Source organism: Ruegeria sp. C12, assembly GCF_056537745.1.
Window position 1 is genome coordinate 183,921 of sequence record NZ_JBQFSA010000004.1, and the last position, 20,301, is coordinate 204,221.

The 20,301-nt window shown below is 60.7% G+C and carries 20 protein-coding genes, 1 other RNA gene and 1 riboswitch; of the genes, 13 read left to right on the plus strand and 8 right to left on the minus strand.

The window, feature by feature from the left end; genetic code table 11:
• Positions 1-9: 9 nt before the first annotated feature.
• Positions 10-993 carry an NAD(+) diphosphatase gene (gene nudC / locus ACR0C9_RS10130; RefSeq protein WP_480627324.1) on the minus strand — a complete coding sequence of 328 codons (984 nt, stop codon included), beginning with the start codon at positions 991-993 and terminating at the stop codon, positions 10-12.
• 227 nt (positions 994-1,220) lie between these two features.
• Between nudC and ACR0C9_RS10135 the strand changes: the two genes are divergently transcribed.
• Both ACR0C9_RS10135 and ffs read left to right on the plus strand, forming a co-directional pair.
• Complete coding sequence (locus ACR0C9_RS10135) at positions 1,221-3,053, plus strand: bifunctional 2',3'-cyclic-nucleotide 2'-phosphodiesterase/3'-nucleotidase (RefSeq protein ID WP_480780931.1); 1,833 nt, start codon at positions 1,221-1,223, stop codon at positions 3,051-3,053.
• Positions 3,054-3,092: 39 nt separating this feature from the next.
• An RNA gene (ffs, locus tag ACR0C9_RS10140) (signal recognition particle sRNA small type) lies at positions 3,093-3,191 on the plus strand.
• Between the two features lie 29 nt (positions 3,192-3,220).
• Here the strand turns inward: ffs and ACR0C9_RS10145 are convergent.
• On the minus strand, positions 3,221-4,078 hold the full coding sequence (locus ACR0C9_RS10145) for an alpha/beta hydrolase family protein (protein ID WP_480780932.1): 858 nt from the start codon (positions 4,076-4,078) through the stop codon (positions 3,221-3,223).
• 158 nt (positions 4,079-4,236) lie between these two features.
• Positions 4,237-4,457: riboswitch (cobalamin riboswitch) on the plus strand.
• Between the two features lie 88 nt (positions 4,458-4,545).
• Between ACR0C9_RS10145 and ACR0C9_RS10150 the strand changes: the two genes are divergently transcribed.
• On the plus strand, positions 4,546-4,953 hold the full coding sequence (locus tag ACR0C9_RS10150) for a hypothetical protein (RefSeq protein WP_480780933.1): 408 nt from the start codon (positions 4,546-4,548) through the stop codon (positions 4,951-4,953).
• Here ACR0C9_RS10150 and ACR0C9_RS10155 read toward each other — a convergent pair.
• Positions 4,945-5,457 (minus strand): phosphatase domain-containing protein, encoded by a 513-nt coding sequence (locus ACR0C9_RS10155; RefSeq protein ID WP_170455113.1) that lies wholly within the window; start codon positions 5,455-5,457, stop codon positions 4,945-4,947. The two genes, ACR0C9_RS10150 and ACR0C9_RS10155, sit on opposite strands and share 9 nt — an antisense overlap.
• A gap of 140 nt (positions 5,458-5,597) precedes the next feature.
• Between ACR0C9_RS10155 and ACR0C9_RS10160 the strand changes: the two genes are divergently transcribed.
• The 4 genes from ACR0C9_RS10160 (at position 5,598) to recR (ending at position 9,518) form a co-directional block, all read left to right on the plus strand.
• Positions 5,598-7,388: a DNA polymerase III subunit gamma/tau gene (locus ACR0C9_RS10160; protein WP_480781016.1), complete on the plus strand. Its 1,791-nt coding sequence runs from the start codon at positions 5,598-5,600 to the stop codon at positions 7,386-7,388.
• A gap of 31 nt (positions 7,389-7,419) precedes the next feature.
• Complete coding sequence (locus tag ACR0C9_RS10165; protein WP_480780934.1) at positions 7,420-8,289, plus strand: TauD/TfdA dioxygenase family protein; 870 nt, start codon at positions 7,420-7,422, stop codon at positions 8,287-8,289.
• 229 nt (positions 8,290-8,518) lie between these two features.
• Positions 8,519-8,863, plus strand: coding sequence for a YbaB/EbfC family nucleoid-associated protein (locus ACR0C9_RS10170; protein ID WP_039529126.1), 345 nt, complete (start codon positions 8,519-8,521; stop codon positions 8,861-8,863).
• 61 nt (positions 8,864-8,924) lie between these two features.
• Positions 8,925-9,518 carry a recombination mediator RecR gene (gene recR / locus ACR0C9_RS10175; RefSeq protein ID WP_480780935.1) on the plus strand — a complete coding sequence of 198 codons (594 nt, stop codon included), beginning with the start codon at positions 8,925-8,927 and terminating at the stop codon, positions 9,516-9,518.
• Positions 9,519-9,538: 20 nt separating this feature from the next.
• Here the strand turns inward: recR and ACR0C9_RS10180 are convergent, their stop codons facing one another.
• Positions 9,539-9,979 (minus strand): hypothetical protein, encoded by a 441-nt coding sequence (locus ACR0C9_RS10180; protein ID WP_170455119.1) that lies wholly within the window; start codon positions 9,977-9,979, stop codon positions 9,539-9,541.
• Between the two features lie 417 nt (positions 9,980-10,396).
• Between ACR0C9_RS10180 and ACR0C9_RS10185 the strand changes: the two genes are divergently transcribed.
• Complete coding sequence (locus tag ACR0C9_RS10185) at positions 10,397-10,885, plus strand: hypothetical protein (RefSeq protein ID WP_480780936.1); 489 nt, start codon at positions 10,397-10,399, stop codon at positions 10,883-10,885.
• Here ACR0C9_RS10185 and ACR0C9_RS10190 read toward each other — a convergent pair.
• Positions 10,882-11,541 (minus strand): ribonuclease T2, encoded by a 660-nt coding sequence (locus ACR0C9_RS10190; protein ID WP_170455123.1) that lies wholly within the window; start codon positions 11,539-11,541, stop codon positions 10,882-10,884. The two genes, ACR0C9_RS10185 and ACR0C9_RS10190, sit on opposite strands and share 4 nt — an antisense overlap.
• A 123-nt stretch (positions 11,542-11,664) precedes the next feature.
• Positions 11,665-12,684: a hypothetical protein gene (locus tag ACR0C9_RS10195; protein WP_170455125.1), complete on the minus strand. Its 1,020-nt coding sequence runs from the start codon at positions 12,682-12,684 to the stop codon at positions 11,665-11,667.
• Positions 12,685-13,168: 484 nt separating this feature from the next.
• On the opposite strand from ACR0C9_RS10195, the gene ACR0C9_RS10200 reads away from it, so the two are divergent.
• Together ACR0C9_RS10200 and ACR0C9_RS10205 are read left to right on the plus strand one after the other, a co-directional pair.
• Positions 13,169-13,933, plus strand: coding sequence for a DUF1013 domain-containing protein (locus ACR0C9_RS10200; RefSeq protein ID WP_170455127.1), 765 nt, complete (start codon positions 13,169-13,171; stop codon positions 13,931-13,933).
• A 51-nt stretch (positions 13,934-13,984) separates the two neighbouring features.
• A complete protein-coding gene (locus tag ACR0C9_RS10205; RefSeq protein WP_170455129.1) occupies positions 13,985-14,374 on the plus strand; it encodes a hypothetical protein in 390 nt (129 codons plus the stop codon).
• Positions 14,375-14,430: 56 nt separating this feature from the next.
• On the opposite strand, the gene ACR0C9_RS10210 is transcribed toward ACR0C9_RS10205, so the two are convergent.
• Positions 14,431-15,462 (minus strand): permease, encoded by a 1,032-nt coding sequence (locus tag ACR0C9_RS10210; RefSeq protein ID WP_480627142.1) that lies wholly within the window; start codon positions 15,460-15,462, stop codon positions 14,431-14,433.
• Complete coding sequence (locus ACR0C9_RS10215) at positions 15,455-15,763, minus strand: winged helix-turn-helix domain-containing protein (RefSeq protein ID WP_170455133.1); 309 nt, start codon at positions 15,761-15,763, stop codon at positions 15,455-15,457. Before ACR0C9_RS10215 ends, ACR0C9_RS10210 begins: the two co-directional genes overlap by 8 nt.
• 131 nt (positions 15,764-15,894) lie before the next feature.
• Between ACR0C9_RS10215 and pdxR the strand changes: the two genes are divergently transcribed.
• From pdxR to pta, 3 genes are all read left to right on the plus strand, one after another.
• Entirely contained in the window at positions 15,895-17,355 is a 1,461-nt protein-coding gene (pdxR, locus tag ACR0C9_RS10220; RefSeq protein ID WP_170523981.1) for a MocR-like pyridoxine biosynthesis transcription factor PdxR, read from the plus strand.
• Between the two features lie 125 nt (positions 17,356-17,480).
• Positions 17,481-19,259, plus strand: a complete 1,779-nt coding sequence (gene xsc, locus ACR0C9_RS10225) for a sulfoacetaldehyde acetyltransferase (RefSeq protein ID WP_170737878.1) — start codon at positions 17,481-17,483, stop codon at positions 19,257-19,259.
• A gap of 5 nt (positions 19,260-19,264) precedes the next feature.
• Entirely contained in the window at positions 19,265-20,272 is a 1,008-nt protein-coding gene (gene pta / locus ACR0C9_RS10230) for a phosphate acetyltransferase (RefSeq protein WP_170455139.1), read from the plus strand.
• Positions 20,273-20,301: the final 29 nt, after the last annotated feature.

The following is a 20,301-nucleotide window of genomic DNA, read 5'->3' on the forward strand; positions in this document are numbered from 1 at the left end:
AGTTTTTCCTTAGTCCAGCGTGTCCGCAAGCCAGTTTTGCAACAGAAAATGCGCGATGGCCCCTTTTCGAGCGGGCAGCAGGGTTGGATGCTCGCCTGCGAAAGCCTGCATTATTTCCGTTTTGCTGACCCACATCGCGTCTTCAATCTCGACCGGATCGATCACGATGTCACGCGACAGCGCCTCGCCCGCGCAGCCGAACATCAGCGAGGCCGGGAACGGCCAGGGCTGGCTGGACAGGTACGAGACCGCACCGACCGGCACGCCTGCCTCCTCCATCACCTCGCGCCGTACGGCGGCCTCAAGCGTTTCGCCCGGTTCGACAAACCCAGCCAGCAGCGAATACATCCCCTCGGGCCAGCCGGGCGAGCGGCCCATCAGCACCGCGTCACCATGGGTGATCAGCATAATGACAACCGGATCCGTACGCGGAAAATGCTGCGCGCCGCAGGTCGGGCAACTGCGCTGCCACCCGGCCTGCGAGATTTCACTGGGCGCGCCGCATTTGGCGCAGAATTTATGCGTTTCATGCCAGCCGATTACCGCCTTGGCCGTCGCCGCCAGTTCGGCATCAAGGGGCGACAGGCGGGTCATGATCCGGCGCAGCTCGGCAAAGACATGGCCTTCGGGCAGGTCGGGATGTTGCTGTTCGGTCCGGTCGACAAACGCGCCAACACCGGTCAGGTCCAGCCCTTCGGCGGCCCAGTTCGAAATATCCAGCGCAAACAAAGGGGCATCTGAAGCATCCAGCCCCAGAAAGATCGGGGCAGAAACAATCCCTCCGGGTCCACGTGTGATCAGGGGATGAGACATGGGCTGCAAAGCCAACCGATCCAGCCTGTCACCCTGCACCAGCAGTTTACCGCGCCACAGCAGAACACATCTGGCTGCCGGATCGCCTTGTGCTTGTGACAACTTCTCGGCGTCGCCCCGAATATGGGCCGCACGGTTCAGACCCGCGCCACCGAAAGTCACCTGTTCTGCATTTATCATCACCTGCCCCTTCGGCTTTGCTGACAGGGCTGCCATGACTGCCCCGGCGTTGCAATGGCCTTTCGCGGTGCCGGGCCATGCGCGGCCAGAGGCAATGCTTGCACAGGCCTGGAAACATTGGCATTAAGTCTACCAATTGTTGATTTTGATTTAGCACCAGCATCCAATAGTAGAATTCAAGAGTGAAAACTGGACCTTTTAGACCGGGTCAAACTGAAAGTTCGGATGTGCATATTCGTATCCTCGCGACAACTGATCTGCACATGAATCTGACCGGTTTCGACTATTACTCGGATCAGCCGGACCCCACGATTGGATTCACGCGAACCGCCAGTCTGATCCGCACGGCGAGAGCAGAAGCAGACGGCGCGCTTGTTTTGCTGTTCGACAATGGCGATGCGCTTCAGGGCACGCCGCTGGGCGATCAGGCGGCACAGGACCCTGACGGCCATCCAATGATGCAAGGGTTTGCGGCCCTGCATTATGACGCCGTCGGGCTTGGAAATCACGATTTCGGCTTTGGGCTGGCGGTGCTGGACACTGTGCTTGATCAGGCTCCATGTCCTGTCCTGTGCAGCAATATGCGCCGCCGGTCGGGGGTTTCGCAACGCTGGCAGGACCATGCGGTGCTTGACCGATCGATTTCGCGAAACGGGCAAGACATTCCCATCCGCGTGGGCGTGTTGTCGGTTCTGCCCCCTCAGACCACGCAATGGGAAGCGCATCATCTGGGCGATGACATCGCGGTCGAGGACTGTCTGAGCGCGGCGCGACGCACCGTGCAGACCCTGAAATCGGCGGGGTGTGATCTGGTCATCGCGCTGGCCCATTCCGGCCTCGGTCAGGATCAGGAAGCACCGGGGCTGGAGAATGCCGTGATCCCACTGGCCGCCATTGACGGCATTGACGCCCTAGTGGCCGGGCACACGCATCTGACCCTTCCCGGCAACGACCACCGGGGGCTGGCCCATGTCGACCCTGAGGCCGGATTGGTCCATGGCAAACCGGTTGTCATGCCCGGGTCCGCAGGAAATCATCTGGGCGTGATTGATCTGAACCTGTCCCACTCTGCCGATCTCGGGTGGCAAATCACCGACCAGCAGGTCGGGTTGAGACCGCTTCGCCAAAACAACTCCGCCCCTGAAACGCCAGAGGACCCCGACATGGTCCGGCTTTTTGCACCCGTGCACGCCCGAACCCGCACCAAGATGGCCGAGCCGGTGGCGCGAATCGCAAAACCGATGCACAGCTTTTTCAGCTTTTGCGCCGTTGATCGGGGGCTGGCATTGGTGGCCTCGGCGCAGGCCGCCGCCTTGCGCCCCTATCTGTCCGGCACCGCACTGGCCAATTTGCCCATGTTGTCCGCCGTTTCGCCCTATAAATGCGGCGGTCGGTCCGGGCCGCGCTATTACACCGATGTCCCGGCGGGCGAGGTTTGTTTGCGCCACATTGCGGACCTTTACGTCTTTCCGAACGAACTGAGGGCGGTGAAGGTCAGCGGCGCTCAGGTGCTGGACTGGCTTGAGATGTCGGCGGGTCTTTTCAACACCATGCGTCGCGACGCCGAGACCGATCTGATCGACCCCGGTCGGGTTGGGTACAATTTCGACCTTCTCTTTGGCCTGACCTACCAGATCGACCCGTCCTACCCGGCCCGGTTTGACGCTCAGGGGCAGTTGATCGACAATTCTCACCGCCGCATCCGGCAGGCCAGAATTGACGGGTCTACGCTTGACCCCAATCAGGATTTTGTGGTCGCGCTCAACAATTACCGCGCCAATGGTGGCGGGCATTTCCCGTTTGTGGAAACGGCAGAGCCGATCAACCTGCCTGCAATAGATATCAAGCGAATCCTACGCGATTATCTGACCGGGTACCTGCCCGCCGACCCGCTGTCTCAGGCGGTTTATCCGTTTTCGTTCGCGCCGCAGGCCGGGGTTCAGTCAATCCTCAGTACAGGGCCCGGCGCGCTGAAATACCTGTCAGAGTTGCAGAACTACGACCCTATCGTTCTGGACCCGGACCCGCAGGGGTTCGAACGCATCCGGCTGACACTCTGACGGGTTGTCATTTTCCCCAGGCTTCCCTATATCAAGCGCTGAGAGGTTGGCGCGGGCGAGCGCCTCGCCAACCTGGTCAGGTCCGGAAGGAAGCAGCCACAACGAGCCCCGCTTGGGTCGATGTCCAACCTCTCACCTTTCCCCCATGTATCCGCTCATCAGCACAATCAGGCAACCAACTGGGGCCAGATTGCCGAATTCCGGCGGGCAAATGCGCCGATATGGCCGATCTCTTTCACTCCGAATTCCTTGGGCGACAACAGGTGCCGCCGCGCGCCCGGCCCATACAGATCCGCCAGACGCCATACGGCTTTTGGCGGGACGGTCTGATCGTCGTCGCTGGTGAACAGATCCACCGGAACACCCAGATCCGACCAGCGCGCCGGTGGCAAATCCTTTCCGATCTCTGGCACATAATTCAGCGGCGCGGTGCACCACCTGCGCCATTGCCAATAGACAGAGCCCGGCAGATCGGCACCGAACCCAATGGCTTTGCCGGGCAGATACCCCAGGGCTTTCACAAGCAGCGGAACATGCCCGTGCCAGAACGCCCAGGCCAACCCCCGATAGGGCCATGGGTGATCGGACAGCGTCACCAACCCCGAGCAGACACAGATCATCCGGTCGATCTGGTCGATATCCGGCTGAATCGGCCCCAGCATTCCGCCGACGGAATGACCAATGCTCCACTGCCGGGCGTCGGGAAACCTTCGGCGCATCTCGGCCCGTGCTGCGGGCATATCGATCAGCGCCCAGTCCGACATCGTGACCTGCGAGTCGCGCATGGGGCCGGAAACAGAGTGACCAAAATCGCGATAGTCATACGTCAGGCAGGCCATGCCACGCTCGGCAGCCAACCACCGGGCAAAGTGCTGGTAGTAGTCGCGCGGCACACCGGTCGCCCCGTTCAGAACCACCACCGTGTCGGGATCAGTAAAAGGCCGATACAGTCGCGCCGACAGCTGCGCCGGGCCAGCGGGAAACTGGAAATCCTCGATCTTCACGTGCTGCTGCGTGTCCAACATCGAACCTGCGGGCCTTTCTGAACCAATCGGTTTACCTGCCCAAGAGGCACAACAACCCGCAGCCGAGTCAACCCTGCTGCCACTTGACCACACGTCGCCCGGCACAAGGCATGTGTACGTGACACCCAAAACCCCGCTTGACTCAGAACGCGAACAGACGCTAGCGGTTGTGTGATGGTTTCCGATCCACACAATGGGTCGGGATGAAAAGGGAACACGGTGCGGTTCTGCCCGGTCAAACCGGAACGAACCAAGGCCGCGACTGCCCCCGCAACTGTAAGCGGTAAGCGATGCCGGAATGCCACTGGCCGAAAGGCTGGGAAGGTCGGCAAAGCAACGACCCGCAAGTCAGGAGACCTGCCATCATCAACGTAACCGAAACTCGGGCGGGGTGTCCGGGCAGGTCCTGACAGCGTTTCTTCTGTCTCACCTGTATCATCCCCCGTCCGCCGCGCGGAGGGCGCAGGATGATCTGGAAGACAAAAACCCACGAATACGTGGCGACCATTTGCCAACGCACAGGCGGGCCCTGCCCCGCAATGGCGCGCATGGCACGCGCGCTGGCCGAGGCAATGAACAAGGCCGACCACGTCACCAGCGAAGGATTCGAAATCGAAGGTAGCAGCGACCTGACGCATTGCGCGCAAGGGTGCATGGCCCGCTTTCGCGCCGGACCAGAACAGATACGCATCTTCTGCGGGACCGAGGCGGACACGCCGATCCAAACGCTGGATACCTATGCCGACCTGATTTTTAACGAGACATGCGCGGCCCTTCCGTCCGGGGCCTTGCCAAGAACGCCTTGCGCCATGCTTGAGGTCTTGGCCCTGAGACCTTCAAGACCAGTGCAGGAACCGGCGCGGGTATCAGCCTGAGCGCGCATCCAAAGGTGCGTGGGTCGCTTTCGTGGCCCATGCCATCTGCTCGTCGGTTTCCACCGCGCAGGGGCGCAGGGCCCGCAACCGGGCCAGCGCCTTGTCTGCCGGTTCCCCGCATTCCAGCATCAGGCGCAAGACCACCATACCGGATCGCCCGCACCCACCCCGGCAATGCACCAGCACCCGGCCACCGCCGGACAAAGCCTGCCGCGCCGATGCGCTGACCGACCCCCACCGATCCTGAACGGCGCGCGGCGGGGCGCCAAAATCCTCGACCGGCAAATGAACCCATCGGCTGGCGCGGCCCTGAATGTCACTGCCAAAGGTCCGGGCCCCGTCCTGCAGCATCTCAACTTCCGTGGTCATCGAGATCACAAGACCGGGTTTCCAATCCGCGATTGTATCCAGATCGCCCGCATAATCTCCGCCGCGTCCCGGCATCGAGGTCAGCGCAAGTGTTCCGCCTCCGACTTGCAGCGCGTAGACGACCAGTTGCGACATCAAAGATTTCCTCCCAAACCCAAGCCTGCTTTTAAAATGTGCTTCAAAAATACTGAGATTCCAGTTTACGCCGATCTCGGGTCTTTCCAAACCAAATTTCGCCAACCGCGCGGTGGACGCGGGCTGCAGCGACCACTACGCTGCGACGACGTCCCGAATCCGCCAGAGCAGACATGACCGACACAGACAGCCCCGCCTATCAGGTTCTCGCCCGCAAATACCGTCCGGAAACCTTTGCTGATCTGGTGGGTCAGGACGCGATGGTGCGCACGCTGAAAAATGCGTTCGAAGCCGACAGGATAGCCCAGGCCTTTGTCATGACCGGCATACGCGGCACCGGCAAGACAACCACGGCGCGGATCATCGCCAAGGGTATGAACTGCATCGGGCCGGACGGCGCTGGTGGCCCCACGACCGAACCCTGCGGTCAGTGCGAGCATTGCGTGGCCATCATGGAAGGCCGCCATGTCGACGTGATGGAGATGGACGCCGCCAGCCGTACCGGCGTCAATGATATTCGCGAAATCATCGACAGCGTCCGCTACCGCGCCGCCTCGGCCCGCTACAAGATTTACATCATCGATGAGGTTCACATGCTCTCGACCAGCGCCTTCAACGCGCTGCTCAAGACGCTGGAGGAGCCGCCCGAACATGTGAAGTTCATCTTCGCCACCACCGAGATTCGCAAGGTCCCGGTCACGGTCCTGTCCCGCTGCCAGCGCTTTGACCTGCGCCGGATCGAGCCCGAAGATATGATCGGTCTGCTGCAAAAGATCGCCAGCGCCGAAGGGGCCGAGATTGCCGAGGACGCGCTGGCCTTGATCACCCGCGCGGCCGAGGGGTCTGCCCGCGACGCAACCTCACTGTTGGATCAGGCGATTTCTCACGGCGCAGGCGAAACCACCGCCGACCAGGTGCGCGCCATGCTGGGGCTGGCCGACCGTGGCCGGGTGCTGGACCTGATGGATATGATCCTGCGCGGCGATGCCGCCGGTGCCCTGACCGAGCTTAGCGCGCAATATGCCGAAGGGGCCGACCCGCTGGCGGTGCTGCGCGATCTGGCCGAGATCACCCATTGGGTCTCGGTCGTCAAAATCACGCCGGACGCAGCCGAGGATCCGACAGTATCCCCTGACGAGCGCGCCCGTGGCCAGCAGATGGCCGACGCCCTGCCCATGCGTGTGCTGACCCGCATGTGGCAAATGCTGTTGAAGGCGCTGGAGGAGGTCTCGGCCGCCCCCAACGCCATGATGGCAGCCGAGATGGCGGTGATCCGTCTGACCCATGTGGCCGATCTGCCCAGCCCGGAAGAACTGATCAAACGTCTGCAGGATACACCTGCGCCACCAAATGGCGGACCGGGCGGCGGTATGCCGATCCACGGTAACGGCACTGCACCGGTTGAAGCGCGCGCAGCACCGACCTATGCGCCTGCGCCTCGCGGGGCAGGGGGTGCTCCGGTCGCGGCGCTGGCCCAGGACACGCAGGCCGCTTTGGCGCGCTATCCCAGTTTCGATCACGTGGTCGAACTGATCCGCGTCAACCGTGATGTGAAACTGTTGGTCGAGGTCGAAAACGGCGTGCGGCTGGTTTCCTATCAGCCGGGACGCATCGAGTTTACGCCTGCGCCGCAAGCCCCGACGGATCTGGCCCCACGGTTGGGCTCGGCCCTGCAGCGGTGGACAGGCAATCGCTGGGCCGTGTCGATTGTGTCCGATGGCGACGCGCCGACGATTGCCGAGATTCGCGACAGGGCGGAACTGGCGCTGAAGGAAGAAGCCTCGGAACACCCGCTGGTTCAGGCCGTGCTGGCACATTTTCCAAAGGCCAAGATCACCAGAATAGAAACCCCTGAACAACGCGCGGCACAGGTCGAAACCGAAGCCCTGCCAGAGGTCGAGGATGAATGGGACCCGTTCGAAGAGGATTAACTCGACCCCCGCCCCATGACCGAGGAGCCTGATGCGCACAACCCCGCTGCACCCCAAATTCGGCCTGATTGTTCATGACGTCGACCTGCGCGAGGTCACGCAGGATAACCTCTACCCCCAGATCCGGCACGCCTTCGAAACGCATTCCGCCCTGCTTTTTCCGGGGCAGAGCATCTCGGATGACGATCATATGCGTCTGGGTGAACTGTTTGGTCCGCTGGAAAACCGCGAACAGATGGCGGCGGGGCGCGATGTGGAGTTTCAGGTGTCTGAACTGTCCAATCAGACAGAGGACGGCTTGCGCGCCCGCGACGATCTGCGCCTGCTGGATTTGCAGGCCAATATGCTGTGGCACACAGACAGCACATTCCTGCCTACCCCTGCACTGATCAATATTCTGACCGCCCTCGTGGTCCCACCCAGCGGCGGCGAGACGGAACTTGCCTCGACACGCGCTGCCTGGGCCGAGATGCCCGGCCACCTGAAAGAACCGCTGCAAGACGCCATCATCTGGCACAGGCTGTCGCATTCCCGCATGAAAATCGATGCCGATCTGGCAGCCCTGCCCCGGATGACCCGCTGGCCCGATCGGCCCTGGCGGGCAATCTGGCCGAACCCCGTGACGGGCGAAGAGGCCCTGTTCATAGCATCCCACGCCTTCGCCATCGAAGGGCTGGGGCACAAGGAAAGCCAGGCCATTCTGGACGAGGCCATCGCCTTTTGCACCCGGCCCGAATATGTCTATTCGCATCAATGGACCGCGGGCGACGTCCTGATCTGGGACGAGCGGGCGACGCTGCACCGTGGGCGGCCTTGGGATTACAACCATCCGCGCACGTTGCGGTCGATCTGCTGTTCCGTAACCGAAACGGACGGGCTGAACCGCGTTCGCATGGTGTGATCCGATTCCCGGAACACTCCCGCGCCCGCCACGGGCCATCGGCTGACGCCGATGCCCCTGAGCGGCCTTGGGCCCGGCAGCGCGCGGGCAAGGCCCGCGCGCTGCCGGGCCCAACGGAAGGAAAGGTCTTGCCAAAGACCTTGACGACGGGCGGGAGCATTTCTGACCCCTTGTGCCATGCCATCGCGGCCCGTATTTAGGCATCAAGCAAAGATACAGGAGAATTCGGATGCTCAAAGGACTCGGCGGTCTGGGCGATATGGCCAAGATGATGAAATCCGCGCAGGATTTGCAGACCAAAATGACCGACATGCAGGAAGAACTGAACACCATCATGGTGGTCGGTGAGTCCGGCGCAGGTCTGGTCAAGGCAACCGCCACCGCAAAAGGCGAACTCAAAGGCCTGGACATCGACCCATCGATCTTCAACGGCGACGACAAGGAAGTGGTCGAGGATCTGATCCTGGCCGCGATCAAGGACGCACAGACCAAAGCGGCCGAGCGTTCGCAGGCAGAAATGGCCAAACTGACCGAGAGCATGGGCCTGCCCGCAGATATCAAGCTGCCGTTCTGATCTTCATCTTTTCCCAAATACTCCCGCCGGAGGCTTCCTCCGGCGTCACACAGGACAGGCCGTGAGTTCGAACAGCGACATTGACAACCTGATCGACCTGATGGCCAAGCTGCCCGGCCTCGGCCCCCGTTCGGCCCGCCGCGCGGTGTTGCACCTGATCTGCAAACGCGCCCTGCTGCTGACGCCCCTTTCGGACGCCATGCAGCAGGTCGCCGTCACCGCCCGCGAATGCCTGAATTGCGGCAATGTGGGCACCACCGACATCTGCGACATCTGCAATGACGAAGCCCGCGCGACCGGAGAGCTGTGCGTGGTCGAGGACGTTGCCGACCTCTGGGCAATGGAACGCGCCGGGGTCTTCAAAGGTCGCTACCACGTTTTGGGCGGCACGCTGTCTGCGCTGGACGGGGTCGGGCCGGACGAATTGCGCATTCCCCGTCTCAAGGACCGGGTGCTGGCCGAGGGGATCACCGAGGTCATTCTGGCCCTGAATGCCACGGTCGATGGCCAGACAACCGCCCACTACATCGCGGACCAGTTTGAGGGGCAGGTGCGCCTCACCTCATTGGCGCAGGGTGTGCCGATTGGGGGCGAGTTGGACTATCTGGATGACGGGACGATTACGGCAGCGTTGAGGGCGCGGAAGGAGTTGTAACCGGACATGAGAGGCAAGCGTCAATACATGCCGCCCGTTTCGTCAATTAAGATTGGTGGTCCAAAATAATCCGCCCTAAAGCTGATCCTCATACCGCCTAGGTTTTCTATCCTTAACGTCAAACCAAGCGTTTCATTTCTGAACGAACCTTTTAGGGACCCTTCAAAACCGTCAATACTACCGACCCACCCGTTTGCTTCGGACAACTTGTGCTCAGCCCACTTCTTTAGTTCTTCAACGCGTGTCCCGTCCAATAACAGCTCGGGCCAACTCGTGTTCTCGCAGTTGTAAACACCGTAGCCCGCATATGGGCTGCCCTCAGTTGCATAGGGCCAGTCAAAAACGTGCAATCGAGCTGCGAAATCACCTAAAACAAGATAGAACCCGTGGTGGTCTCCTTCCTTGCCGTCAGGTGTCCCGCCATTCCAAGCACTTTCACTTTTGGTCAGGAAGTAACCCAAGCAGACATCTGCTCCCCAAACCGCAAGATCCGAACTTTCAAACGGCTGCCATTCTTGGTCCCAGATAGGTGGTCAAGCAGAGATGGCCCCCTTCGGCATTCGTAGGTTTCGCAATACTCATGGGGTTCTAAAAAATACTTTTTGTAATCGTTGGAATCTGCGGAGACCGACGAAACGGCTGCTGCGGAAAAAGTACAAAGCACAAAAAGAAACCTGCTTGCTAGCATTCGGTAATACCTGTTTTGAAGATCAAACTGCTTTTGCCGGAGCAAAAAACCGGCGTTCAGTAAAAACTCACATCCGAATTAGGTTCGGTCAATCCAATAATCCGGCACAGCAATTAGATAACATCTTTGTTCAGCTTTGCGTGTCAAATAGAGTTCTGACTGAGCTAAAATTGATTCTGGATAAAACATAATGACCCGCCTTCTCGCCCTGACCCTCGCCGCCTTCACCGCCACCTCTACCCTCGCACAAGACCTCGTCGACAAAGGCTTTGTCGAAGGCTGGAACATCATGATGGACCCCGCGCTTGGAAACGGGTGTCTGATCCAGACGGTGTATCAGGACCTCTCAGTCGTCAGGCTGGGCTATGACGCGCTGGACAATCGCGGGTATTTCACCGTGTTCAACAAGGCCTGGGGCGAGATTGAACCCGGCCAAAGCTATCCGATCCGGTTCGAGCTGGACGGCAAAAGCTTTGATGCCACCGCAATCGGCTTCAAACAGGATCGTGTCCCCGGCGCGACCGTGTTTTTCACCGACCGGGATTTTGTCGCGGCGATTGCGCAGAACAAGACGATGACTGTCTATAGCCCCGCAGGCGAAACCGTGATGGCAATTGATCTGAAAGGTACCGCGAAGGCGCTGGAATACGCGCGGGAGTGTCAGAACAAGACGCTCTAACGTACCGGATCGAACAGCGCGTCCTTGGCGGTGCAGTCCCGGATCACATCCCGCCCGCAGGGCACCGGGTCCAGTTCGCGGGACAGGCACAGGCGGACCTCTTCGATATAGCCTTGCTTGCAGGTGATCGTGATCATGTCGCGTTCCAGCCCCGGATTGGCCTTCAAGAACGCCTCTTCCACCACCGACGCGGGCAGTTTGACCGTTGCATCCAGCTTCCGGAACACTTCGGGCCGCTGAACACGGTCATAAGCCTCTCGCGACAGGGCGAAATAGGCAGGCGCGGACAGGCCCGAGCAGGTTCCGTGTTTCTTCCATTGGTGCCATGCAAGACCAGCGCTGCCCTGAATATCCTCCATCCCGCGGGTCATGGAGCGGGACGGCTGAGCCTCGGGCGTGCGGCAATAAGACGGCCAGCCCTGATGGAATTGCGGCCAGAGCCCATGCAGAATCCATCCGTGATCATGCCGCGCATCGCATTGGTCGGACCCGCGCGCATCCCCTTCGCGGGCGCACCAGTTCGGCGACCAGCTGAGCGACAGGACATAGTAGTCAAATTCTCCGGCAGGTTCGCCATCTGCTCTCAGAACTGTGGGGGTTGCCACAGTGGCGGCAAATGCCAATGCGGCTGCAAGAAAGGTCAGAAATGACTGCATGAGGGGTATCGCGCCTGTAGAGCCTTGGGTATCGGCCAATTTAGCCGTCAAACCAGTGCGTAAGGCAAGGCCCATTCTGGCCACAGAATCGGCGCGCCGAATGTCCGGCACGCCAACGGGGGTTCAGAATTCATAAGCCAGCAGCGCGCCCAGTGTCTGGGTTTGCACACCCTCCTCATCGCCATAGCGATAGGCCAGCGACACACCCAGATTATCGGCCAGCGGCCATTCGGCAGATACGGTTGCCAGCGTATCTGTCCGAGCATTCTCGACATCGCGCACCGCAAAAACGCCGGACAGAATAACCGGGCCAACCGGAACCGCAGCGCCCAGCGTTGCGTAAGTGGCCGAGTCCGGGCGGCCGTCGAATTCATCGAAATAGGCAACCTCGCCCAACAGCTCGACCTCGGTGCCGCCCGCGTCCAGCAGATGAACCAGCCCGAAGACAACGCCGGACTGGTCGGCCTGATCGCCTTCACCGGCGGCCTGTTCCTGTACCGCCAGCGTGTAGGCCGTGTTGCCGATCTCACCCGCCAGCGACAGGGTAACGGATTCAATGTCGCTGGTGTTGGACACACCGCCATCCTCCAGGCGCGTTTGCCCGCGTTCGGTGAACAAAGAGTTGCTGAGGAATGTGCGATCCGTGGTGAAGGCTGCCAGCGTCAGCGCGTGCTCTCCGCCCAGCCCCGAGAAGGGCACGCTGACCGAGGCACCGACCCGTTCGGTGATCTCGTAATCTTCTGCAAAATCAACGCCAAAAACGCCCGGTGCCAGATCCCAGGCAAAGCCGAAGCTGGGGTTGAATTTACCCAGTGCAACTGCGGCGGAGCCGAAATCATAACCAAAATACAGCTCTTCTGCGTAAAGGCCCTGATCTTCGAAAAAGCGGTCATTGGTGGCGTCTTCGACCGGCTCGAACACCAGTGTGGATTGTAGCGAGAACCGGTCGGTGAACTGATAGCCGAACGCGCCCTCGATGGTGGCGAAGGTATCGGTTAGCTCGGCATCTGGATCGTCGGCGTCAAAGGTAAAGTCGCTTTCCAGTTCGACGCTGATCTCGGATGAAAACCGGCTGTCCTGAGCAAATCCGGCGGTGGCAAGAACGAAGAACGGCAAGCTGAGAAGGCTGCTTGTGCGTGTCATGTAAGGAATCCTTTTTGGGTTCCTGTTCAGGTGATCTCCAAAGGACCCAGCCGGATCGCATGCGGGCACGCGCAACCGGAGCGCAGTCTTATGCGGCACCTAAGTGTTGGTCAGGGACGATTTGGAAATCCTGGCTGAACAGAACGAACCTGTTTGGCGTGGTCCCGCCATATGATCCCGGCCCTGGGGCATGTCAAATTGCGGCGCTCGTGATAGAGACCTTACTAACTGACTGTAATCAATCAATATTAGCCAAAACCTCACGGCCCACTGCACAAGATCACACTGCGACGTGATGGGGCGTGACAGGCTTTGAAGCGGGTGGCGTTGTGCCCAACCAACAGCCGGGCGCATTCGGCCCTTCCCTTCTGGCCGTTGCCCGACTATATACGGGCCAAGTTCCCCGACAACGGAAACCTGCCCCATGACCTCGGGGCCGCCGAATTCCGGCGACGGGACAGATGTATGTATAGGAGACGGGCTGATGGCAAAACCGCTTATGGCCAAGGCTACCGCCGTATGGCTGGTGGACAACACCACGATCAGCTTCAAGCAGATCGCGGATTTCGTAGGTATGCACGAGCTGGAAGTGCAGGGCATCGCCGATGGCGACGTGGCTGCTGGCGTGAAGGGCTTTGACCCGATTGCCAACAACCAGCTGACGCAGGAAGAGATCGACGCCGCGCAGAACAACCCGCTGCACAAGCTGAAGCTCAAGTTCAACCCGTCTGCGGCTGGCGAGGAAAAGCGCCGCGGCCCGCGTTATACACCGCTGTCGAAACGGCAGGACCGTCCGAACTCGATCCTGTGGCTGGTCAAGTTCCACCCGGAACTGAGCGACGGTCAGATCGCCAAACTGGTGGGCACCACCAAGCCGACCATCCAGTCGATCCGCGAACGCACCCATTGGAACATTGCCAACATGCAGCCCATCGACCCGGTTGCGTTGGGCCTGTGCAAACAGTCCGAACTGGACGCCGTGGTGCAGAAAGCTGCCGCGAAGAAAGCCGCCGAAGGCGGCGTCATGAGCGATGATGAGCGCCGCAAGCTGGTCTCGACCGAGCAATCGCTTGAGATGGACGCGGCTCCGAAGATTCCGACGGCCATTGAAGGGCTCGAAACCTTCTCGCTGTCTGATGATCCGGAAGACGAGAAAGAAGACAGTGATCCGATCGTGGACGCCGACAGCTTCTTCAACCTGCCCAAAGGCGGCGGGGATGAGGAAGACGAGGATGATCTGCGCCCCTGATCCTGCCAGCCCCGGTCCGATCCGGCCGGGGCACTGTCCTGAGGGAACCTCATGCTGAGCGTATTGTCTGCAGTTTTCGGCCCGCATCGCGCCGTGTCGATCTATGCCTTTCTGAAAACATGGGGTCTGGGTCTGGCAGCGGCTGTGGTGATGGTGATCATCGTCAGCGGTCTTTACCTGCTGGGGGATGATGGCAAGCACGAACATCACTCGTTCATGACCGTACCGGTGCTGTCCGCAACAGCGATCAATGGTGATCTGAAGAACGGCGTCATCGCCTCGGTCCGGTTGCCGGACGGAACGGCTGCGTCGATCACCTCGACCGAAGCGCCGGTGTCCCAGACGGTTGGCACCAGCGCCTGTGTCGAAAAACGGGTTTACGTCGAAAGCGGCGAGCCCAGATACCGGTTCAAACTTCCCAAGTTCTGCGAACCCGGCTGATCCGGGTCGCACCCAACAAAAAACCGCCCGGACCATGCGCCGGGCGGTTTTTTCGTTCAGATCATCTGGAACAGGATCCCGGCGACGATTGCCCCGCCGACCCCAAGGCCAAGATAGGTGGCGAAGACGCGCGGTTTCACCAGCGACCAGACTGCCGCCATAGCCGGGATCGAACTGACCGCTCCGGCAACCATAAAGGACATCGCGGCCCCTGCGGTCATCCCCTGCTCCATCAACCCCGCCAGAAGCGGCGGTGCCACGTAAGAGTTCAGGTAGGCCGGCATCCCAACCAGCGCCGCAACCACGATGGGCAGCACGCCTTCACCGCCCACAACGCGGGCAATCAGGTCGGCGGGCACGTAGCTGACCAGCAGTGCTTCGAGAACATAGGCCAGCGCCAGCCATTTCAGCAGGAAGACGCCGTTATGCACGAACTCAGAGCGGAACCGCTGACGGCGCTCGGGTTCCTGCCAGAATTTCCAGACCGGCTTGTCGTCCAGTTTGGGACCACAGCCGCAACATCCGGCGGGCTTGTATTCCCGCAAGGGCTGGGCAAATGCGCCGCTGCGCATCAGCAGGCGGACAGCAAATCCTCCGAACAGGCCAAGCGCAACGGCGGCTACGGCCTTACCAATAGCAAAGGGCCAGCCCAGCGCGCCTGCCGTGATCAACAAAGTCGGCGGATCAATCAGCGGTGAGCTGAGCCAGAACGCCATCACAGCAGACAGTGGTGCGCCCAGCGCCAGCAGCCCCGCGATGAAAGGAATGACCTCGCAGGAACAGAACGGCGCAAGCCCGCCAAACAGGGCCGCCAGCAAGATCATCCGGGTTTCACGCCCCTCAAACGCGCGCGCCACCATGACCTCGGCCCCCGTGGCCTTGAGGTAGGACAGCAGCAAAACGGCAAACAGGATATACTGGCCCGTATGCGCCAGCGCCTTGGCTGCAAAGGTCACAACCTCAACCCAGTTGCCCGGATCCAACAGCGCCACCAGCGCCAGAATCGCAACAATCAGCGCCCAGGGTGTCCTGATCAGATCCAACACGGCCTTGGCCGAGACCTTCGGGTTTTGCGTCAATTCAGCCATCGTTCGCGGCCTTCCCGACCTCATCGGCGCAGCATTCGCTGAGAATGAACTGCGCCAGATTTCGCAACTCGTCAAAGCAGGCGCGGTTGATCGTGCTGCGCCCGATTTTCTCCTGCTCGACCACACCACCAGCGGCCAGAAACCGCAGATGATGCGCCAGAGTCGATGGCGCGATTCCCGTGCGGTTCTGGATTTCGCCCACTGTCAGACCGGCCTCACCGGCGCGGACAAGCGTTTTCAGAACCTTCAGCCGCGCCTCGGACCCCATGGCCGAAAACCCTGCGGCAGCTGTTTCCCACATCTGAACTCTCCATTAAACTAGATTTCTAGTTATTTAGGTTGATTCCCTGTGCCCGTCAATCCGCACTGCAAATTTTCGGGAAAACCGTAAGTCCAGATTGCCCCACCAGTAAGTCCAATCTATAAGCGCCTATGGCAATCTCAATCGACACCTTCTTTCTTGAGCTTAACGGGCAAGGCACGCTGCAGGCGCAGATCCAGCAGATGATCGCCGAGGGCATCCTGTCCGGGCGGTTTCACGTGGGAGAAAAGCTGCCCTCATCCCGCAAACTGGCGGCGCATCTGGGTGTCAGCCGGATCACTGTCACGCTGGCCTATACCGAGCTTCTGGCGAATGATTATCTGACCGCAAAGGGGCGATCTGGCTATTACGTATCCGAGAATGCGCCCGTGCCGCCAAAATACACGCCGGTTCAGCGCAGCCAGGAAAATGTCGACTGGGACAATGCGCTGGCGCGCCGGTTTTCCGGCGGTGACATGCTGGCCAAACCCAGCGACTGGCGCACATATCGCTATCCTTTCATCTACGGGCAGGCCGACCGGACGCTGTTCGATCACGCCAACTGGCGGCTCTGCGCGGTGCGGGCACTGGGGCACAAGGATTTTGATTCCCTGACCGCCGACTATGCCGATCAGGACGACCCGCTGCTGGTCGAATTCATTGCCCGCCACACTCTGCCACGCCGGGGCATCACTGCCCGACCCGAAGAGATTCTGATCACGCTGGGGGCCCAGAATGCGCTGTGGCTGGCGTCGCGCATCCTGCTGGACCGCGGGCGCACGGCTGCGATTGAAGACCCGTGCTATTACGCGCTGCGGGAATTGCTGACCCATTCGGGCTGCACTATCGAGCCGATCCGCGTGGACAGCGACGGGCTGCCGCCTGCGGCACTGCCCGAAAGCACCGATGTGATTTTCACCACCCCCAGCCATCAAAGCCCGACAACCGCAACCATGCCCGTCAGCCGCCGGACCGAACTGCTGGAACGCGCCCGTGCCCTGAACGCGATGATTGTCGAAGATGATTACGAGTTCGAGATGGCCTACCTGAGCGCGCCGTCTCCGGCGCTGAAGTCGATGGATCGCGACGGGCGCGTGATCTATGTCGGCAGCTTTTCGAAATCGCTGTTTCCGGGGCTTCGGCTTGGCTACATGGTCGGGTCCGAGTCCTTTATCCGCGAAGCGCGCGCGCTAAGGTCGCTGGTGCTGCGTCATCCGCCGGGGCATGTGCAGCGTACAGCCGCCTATTTCCTGTCGCTTGGGCATTACGATGCCCAGATCAGGCGCATGTCCAACGCGCTGGCAAAACGGCGGGCCGCGCTGGATGATGCCGTGCAGACTCATAAGCTGGGCGTGGCCGGGCGCGGGCTGCTGGGCGGGTCGTCCATCTGGATGAAAGCCCCCGAGCATATCGACACCACACAGCTTGCCCGAAGGCTGCAGGATCAGGGCGTGCATATCGAACCGGGCGAGCCCTTCTTTTCGGGCGCAGACCGCCCCAAGAACTACTACCGACTGGGTTATTCCTCGATTGCGCCCGAACGCATCGCCCCCGGCATCAAGCAAATTGCCGATTCAATCCGGGCTGGTTAGGTCCAGACTGGATATATTCCGCTTTGCCGTCTGGCCCTAACGCCGACTGCACCCATGCGCCAAAACCATATCAAAGGCTGGGCAATGCACCCGGCCCAATTCACTCATGATTGGAGAGCGAACCGATGAAAATGACCACGGAAGAAGCCTTTGTTAAGGTTCTGCAAATGCACGGGATCGAACATGCGTTCGGGATCATTGGCTCGGCGATGATGCCGATCTCGGACCTGTTCCCAAAAGCCGGGATCATGTTCTGGGACTGCGCCCACGAGGGTTCGGGCGGTATGATGGCCGACGGTTACACCCGCGCCACCGGCAAAATGTCGATGATGATCGCGCAAAACGGCCCCGGCATCACCAACTTCGTGACCGCCGTAAAGACCGCTTACTGGAACCACACCCCGGTTCTGCTGGTCACTCCGCAGGCGGCCAACAAGACTATCGGTCAGGGCGGCTTCCAGGAGATGGAGCAGATGCGCATGTTCGCGGACTGCGTTGCCTATCAGGAAGAAGTACGTGACCCGTCGCGCGTGGCCGAAGTTCTGAACCGCGTGATCATGAACGCCAAGCGCGCCAGCGCCCCGGCGCAGCTGAACATCCCGCGCGATATGTGGACTCAGGTGATCGACATCGAACTGCCCAAGATCGTCGACTTTGAACGTCCTTCGGGCGGCGAAGACGCAGTCGCTGCGGCGGCCGAAATGCTGTCGAACGCAAAGAACCCTGTCATTCTGAACGGTGCCGGTGTTGTTCTGGCCGACGGCGGTATCGAAGCATCGAAAGCCCTGGCCGAGCGTCTGGACGCCCCGGTTTGCGTTGGCTACCAGCACAACGACGCCTTCCCCGGCTCACACCCGCTGTTTGCCGGTCCTCTGGGCTATAACGGCTCGAAAGCCGGTATGGAGCTGATCAGCGAAGCTGACGTGGTTCTGGCCCTCGGCACCCGTCTGAACCCGTTCTCGACCCTGCCCGGTTATGGCATCAACTACTGGCCGACAAACGCCAAGATCATTCAGGTCGATATCAACCCTGACCGCATTGGCCTGACCAAAGACGTCAGCGTTGGCATCATCGGTGACGCGGCCAAAGTCGCCAACGGCATCCTGTCCCGCCTGAGCGACACCGCAGGCGACGAAGGCCGTCAGGAGCGTAAGGACCGCATCGCCCAGAAGAAATCCGCATGGGCGCAGGAACTGACCTCGATGACCCACGAGGATGACGATCCGGGCACCACCTGGAACGAGCGTGCCCGTGCAGCCAAGCCTGACTGGATGAGCCCTCGCATGGCGTGGCGCGCCATTCAGGCCGCGCTGCCGAAAGAGGCGATCATTTCGTCCGATATCGGCAACAACTGCGCCATCGGCAACGCGTATCCCGCGTTCGAAGAAGGCCGTAAGTACCTGGCCCCCGGCCTGTTCGGTCCCTGCGGTTACGGCCTGCCCGCCATCGTCGGCGCAAAAATCGGCCAGCCGGACGTTCCGGTTGTGGGCTTCGCCGGTGACGGTGCATTCGGTATCGCGGTGAACGAACTGACCGCAATCGGCCGCGAAGAATGGCCCGCCGTAACTCAGATCGTCTTCCGCAACTACCAGTGGGGTGCGGAAAAGCGGAACTCGACCCTGTGGTTTGACGACAACTTCGTCGGCACCGAGCTGGACACCAAAGTCTCTTATGCCGGTATCGCGCAGGCCTGTGGTCTGAAAGGCGTCGTTGCACGCACTCAGGACGAGCTGACCGCAGCGCTGAACCAGGCCATCGAGGATCAGAAGAACGGCATCACCACCCTGATCGAAGCCATGATCAACCAGGAATTGGGTGAGCCCTTCCGCCGTGACGCAATGAAGAAGCCGGTTGCTGTTGCAGGCATCGACGGCGCAGACATGACCCCGCAAGCCGAGGCCTGATCGCAGTGAAGCCCCTGCGTCAAATTCTTGGGGCTGCGACCAGTTCCAAAAAGATCATCGCCCTTGCCGAGGGCGATGATCCACGTGTTGTAGAAGGTGCGCTGAAAGCGCGTGCCGAAAACGCCGCCGACATCATCCTTGTGGGTGACCAGGCCAAAGTGACCGCTCTGCTGTCGGAACTGGGCGGAGCAGATGTTGACGGGATCGACATCCACGACCCGGCCACATCCCCCCACACAGATCGGTTCGCCGCGGCCTACTATGAGCTGCGCAAACACAAGGGCATGACGCCCGAAAAGGCGCGGGAATTGATCAAAAGCCGCCTGAACTATGCCGCGATGCTGGTCCATCTCGGGCTGGCTGATGGCACCGTGGGCGGCGCGGTTGAAACCACCTCGGACACGGTGCGCGCGGCGTTGCAGATCATCGGCAAGGCACCAAACGCCCATATGGTGTCCAGCTTCTTTCTGATGATCTATGACCGCGACCACCACGCGGTTCAGGGCGTTCATCTCTTTGCTGATTGCGGTCTGGTCGTTGATCCCGACGAACGGGAACTGGCCGAGATCGCACAGGCATCGGCTGCGTCCTACCATGTATTGACCGGAGACGCGCCGCGCGTTGCCATGCTGTCCTTCTCGACCAGCGGCAGCGCCAATCACCCCAAAGTTTCAAAGGTGATCGAAGCCACCCGAATCGCCAAAGCCGCCAGCCCGGATCTGCTGATCGACGGAGAGTTGCAGTTCGACGCCGCCTATGTGCCCGAAGTAGCCAGCAAAAAGGCCAAGGATTCCCCTCTGGAGGGGCAGGCGAATGTATTTGTCTTCCCCAACCTCGATGCCGGAAACCTGGGCTACAAGATCGCGCAGCGCATCGGCGGGGCCGAGGCCATCGGGCCGGTGCTGCAAGGCCTGGCGAAACCGGCAAACGACCTGTCTCGGGGTTGCTCTGCCGACGATGTGCTGCACATGATCGCAGTGACGGCAGTGCAGGCGCAACAGCCTGAAACCTAGAACCAGCCCGGACAAAAACCGGGCGACAC

Bases quoted from the DNA above. Each gene is read 5' to 3' on its own strand.
- ACR0C9_RS10165 (WP_480780934.1), top strand. From the start codon at position 7,420: ATGCGCACAACCCCGCTGCACCCCAAATTCGGCCTGATTGTTCATGAC.
- ACR0C9_RS10210 (WP_480627142.1), bottom strand. From the start codon at position 15,462: ATGGCTGAATTGACGCAAAACCCGAAGGTCTCGGCCAAGGCCGTGTTG.
- ACR0C9_RS10205 (WP_170455129.1), top strand. From the start codon at position 13,985: ATGCTGAGCGTATTGTCTGCAGTTTTCGGCCCGCATCGCGCCGTGTCG.
- ACR0C9_RS10200 (WP_170455127.1), top strand. From the start codon at position 13,169: ATGGCAAAACCGCTTATGGCCAAGGCTACCGCCGTATGGCTGGTGGAC.
- ACR0C9_RS10155 (WP_170455113.1), bottom strand. From the start codon at position 5,457: ATGTCGCAACTGGTCGTCTACGCGCTGCAAGTCGGAGGCGGAACACTT.
- xsc (WP_170737878.1), top strand. From the start codon at position 17,481: ATGAAAATGACCACGGAAGAAGCCTTTGTTAAGGTTCTGCAAATGCAC.
- ACR0C9_RS10170 (WP_039529126.1), top strand. From the start codon at position 8,519: ATGCTCAAAGGACTCGGCGGTCTGGGCGATATGGCCAAGATGATGAAA.
- ACR0C9_RS10150 (WP_480780933.1), top strand. From the start codon at position 4,546: ATGATCTGGAAGACAAAAACCCACGAATACGTGGCGACCATTTGCCAA.
- ACR0C9_RS10215 (WP_170455133.1), bottom strand. From the start codon at position 15,763: ATGTGGGAAACAGCTGCCGCAGGGTTTTCGGCCATGGGGTCCGAGGCG.
- ACR0C9_RS10195 (WP_170455125.1), bottom strand. From the start codon at position 12,684: ATGACACGCACAAGCAGCCTTCTCAGCTTGCCGTTCTTCGTTCTTGCC.
- ACR0C9_RS10145 (WP_480780932.1), bottom strand. From the start codon at position 4,078: ATGTTGGACACGCAGCAGCACGTGAAGATCGAGGATTTCCAGTTTCCC.
- nudC (WP_480627324.1), bottom strand. From the start codon at position 993: ATGATAAATGCAGAACAGGTGACTTTCGGTGGCGCGGGTCTGAACCGT.
- pdxR (WP_170523981.1), top strand. From the start codon at position 15,895: ATGGCAATCTCAATCGACACCTTCTTTCTTGAGCTTAACGGGCAAGGC.
- ACR0C9_RS10185 (WP_480780936.1), top strand. From the start codon at position 10,397: ATGACCCGCCTTCTCGCCCTGACCCTCGCCGCCTTCACCGCCACCTCT.
- ACR0C9_RS10190 (WP_170455123.1), bottom strand. From the start codon at position 11,541: ATGCAGTCATTTCTGACCTTTCTTGCAGCCGCATTGGCATTTGCCGCC.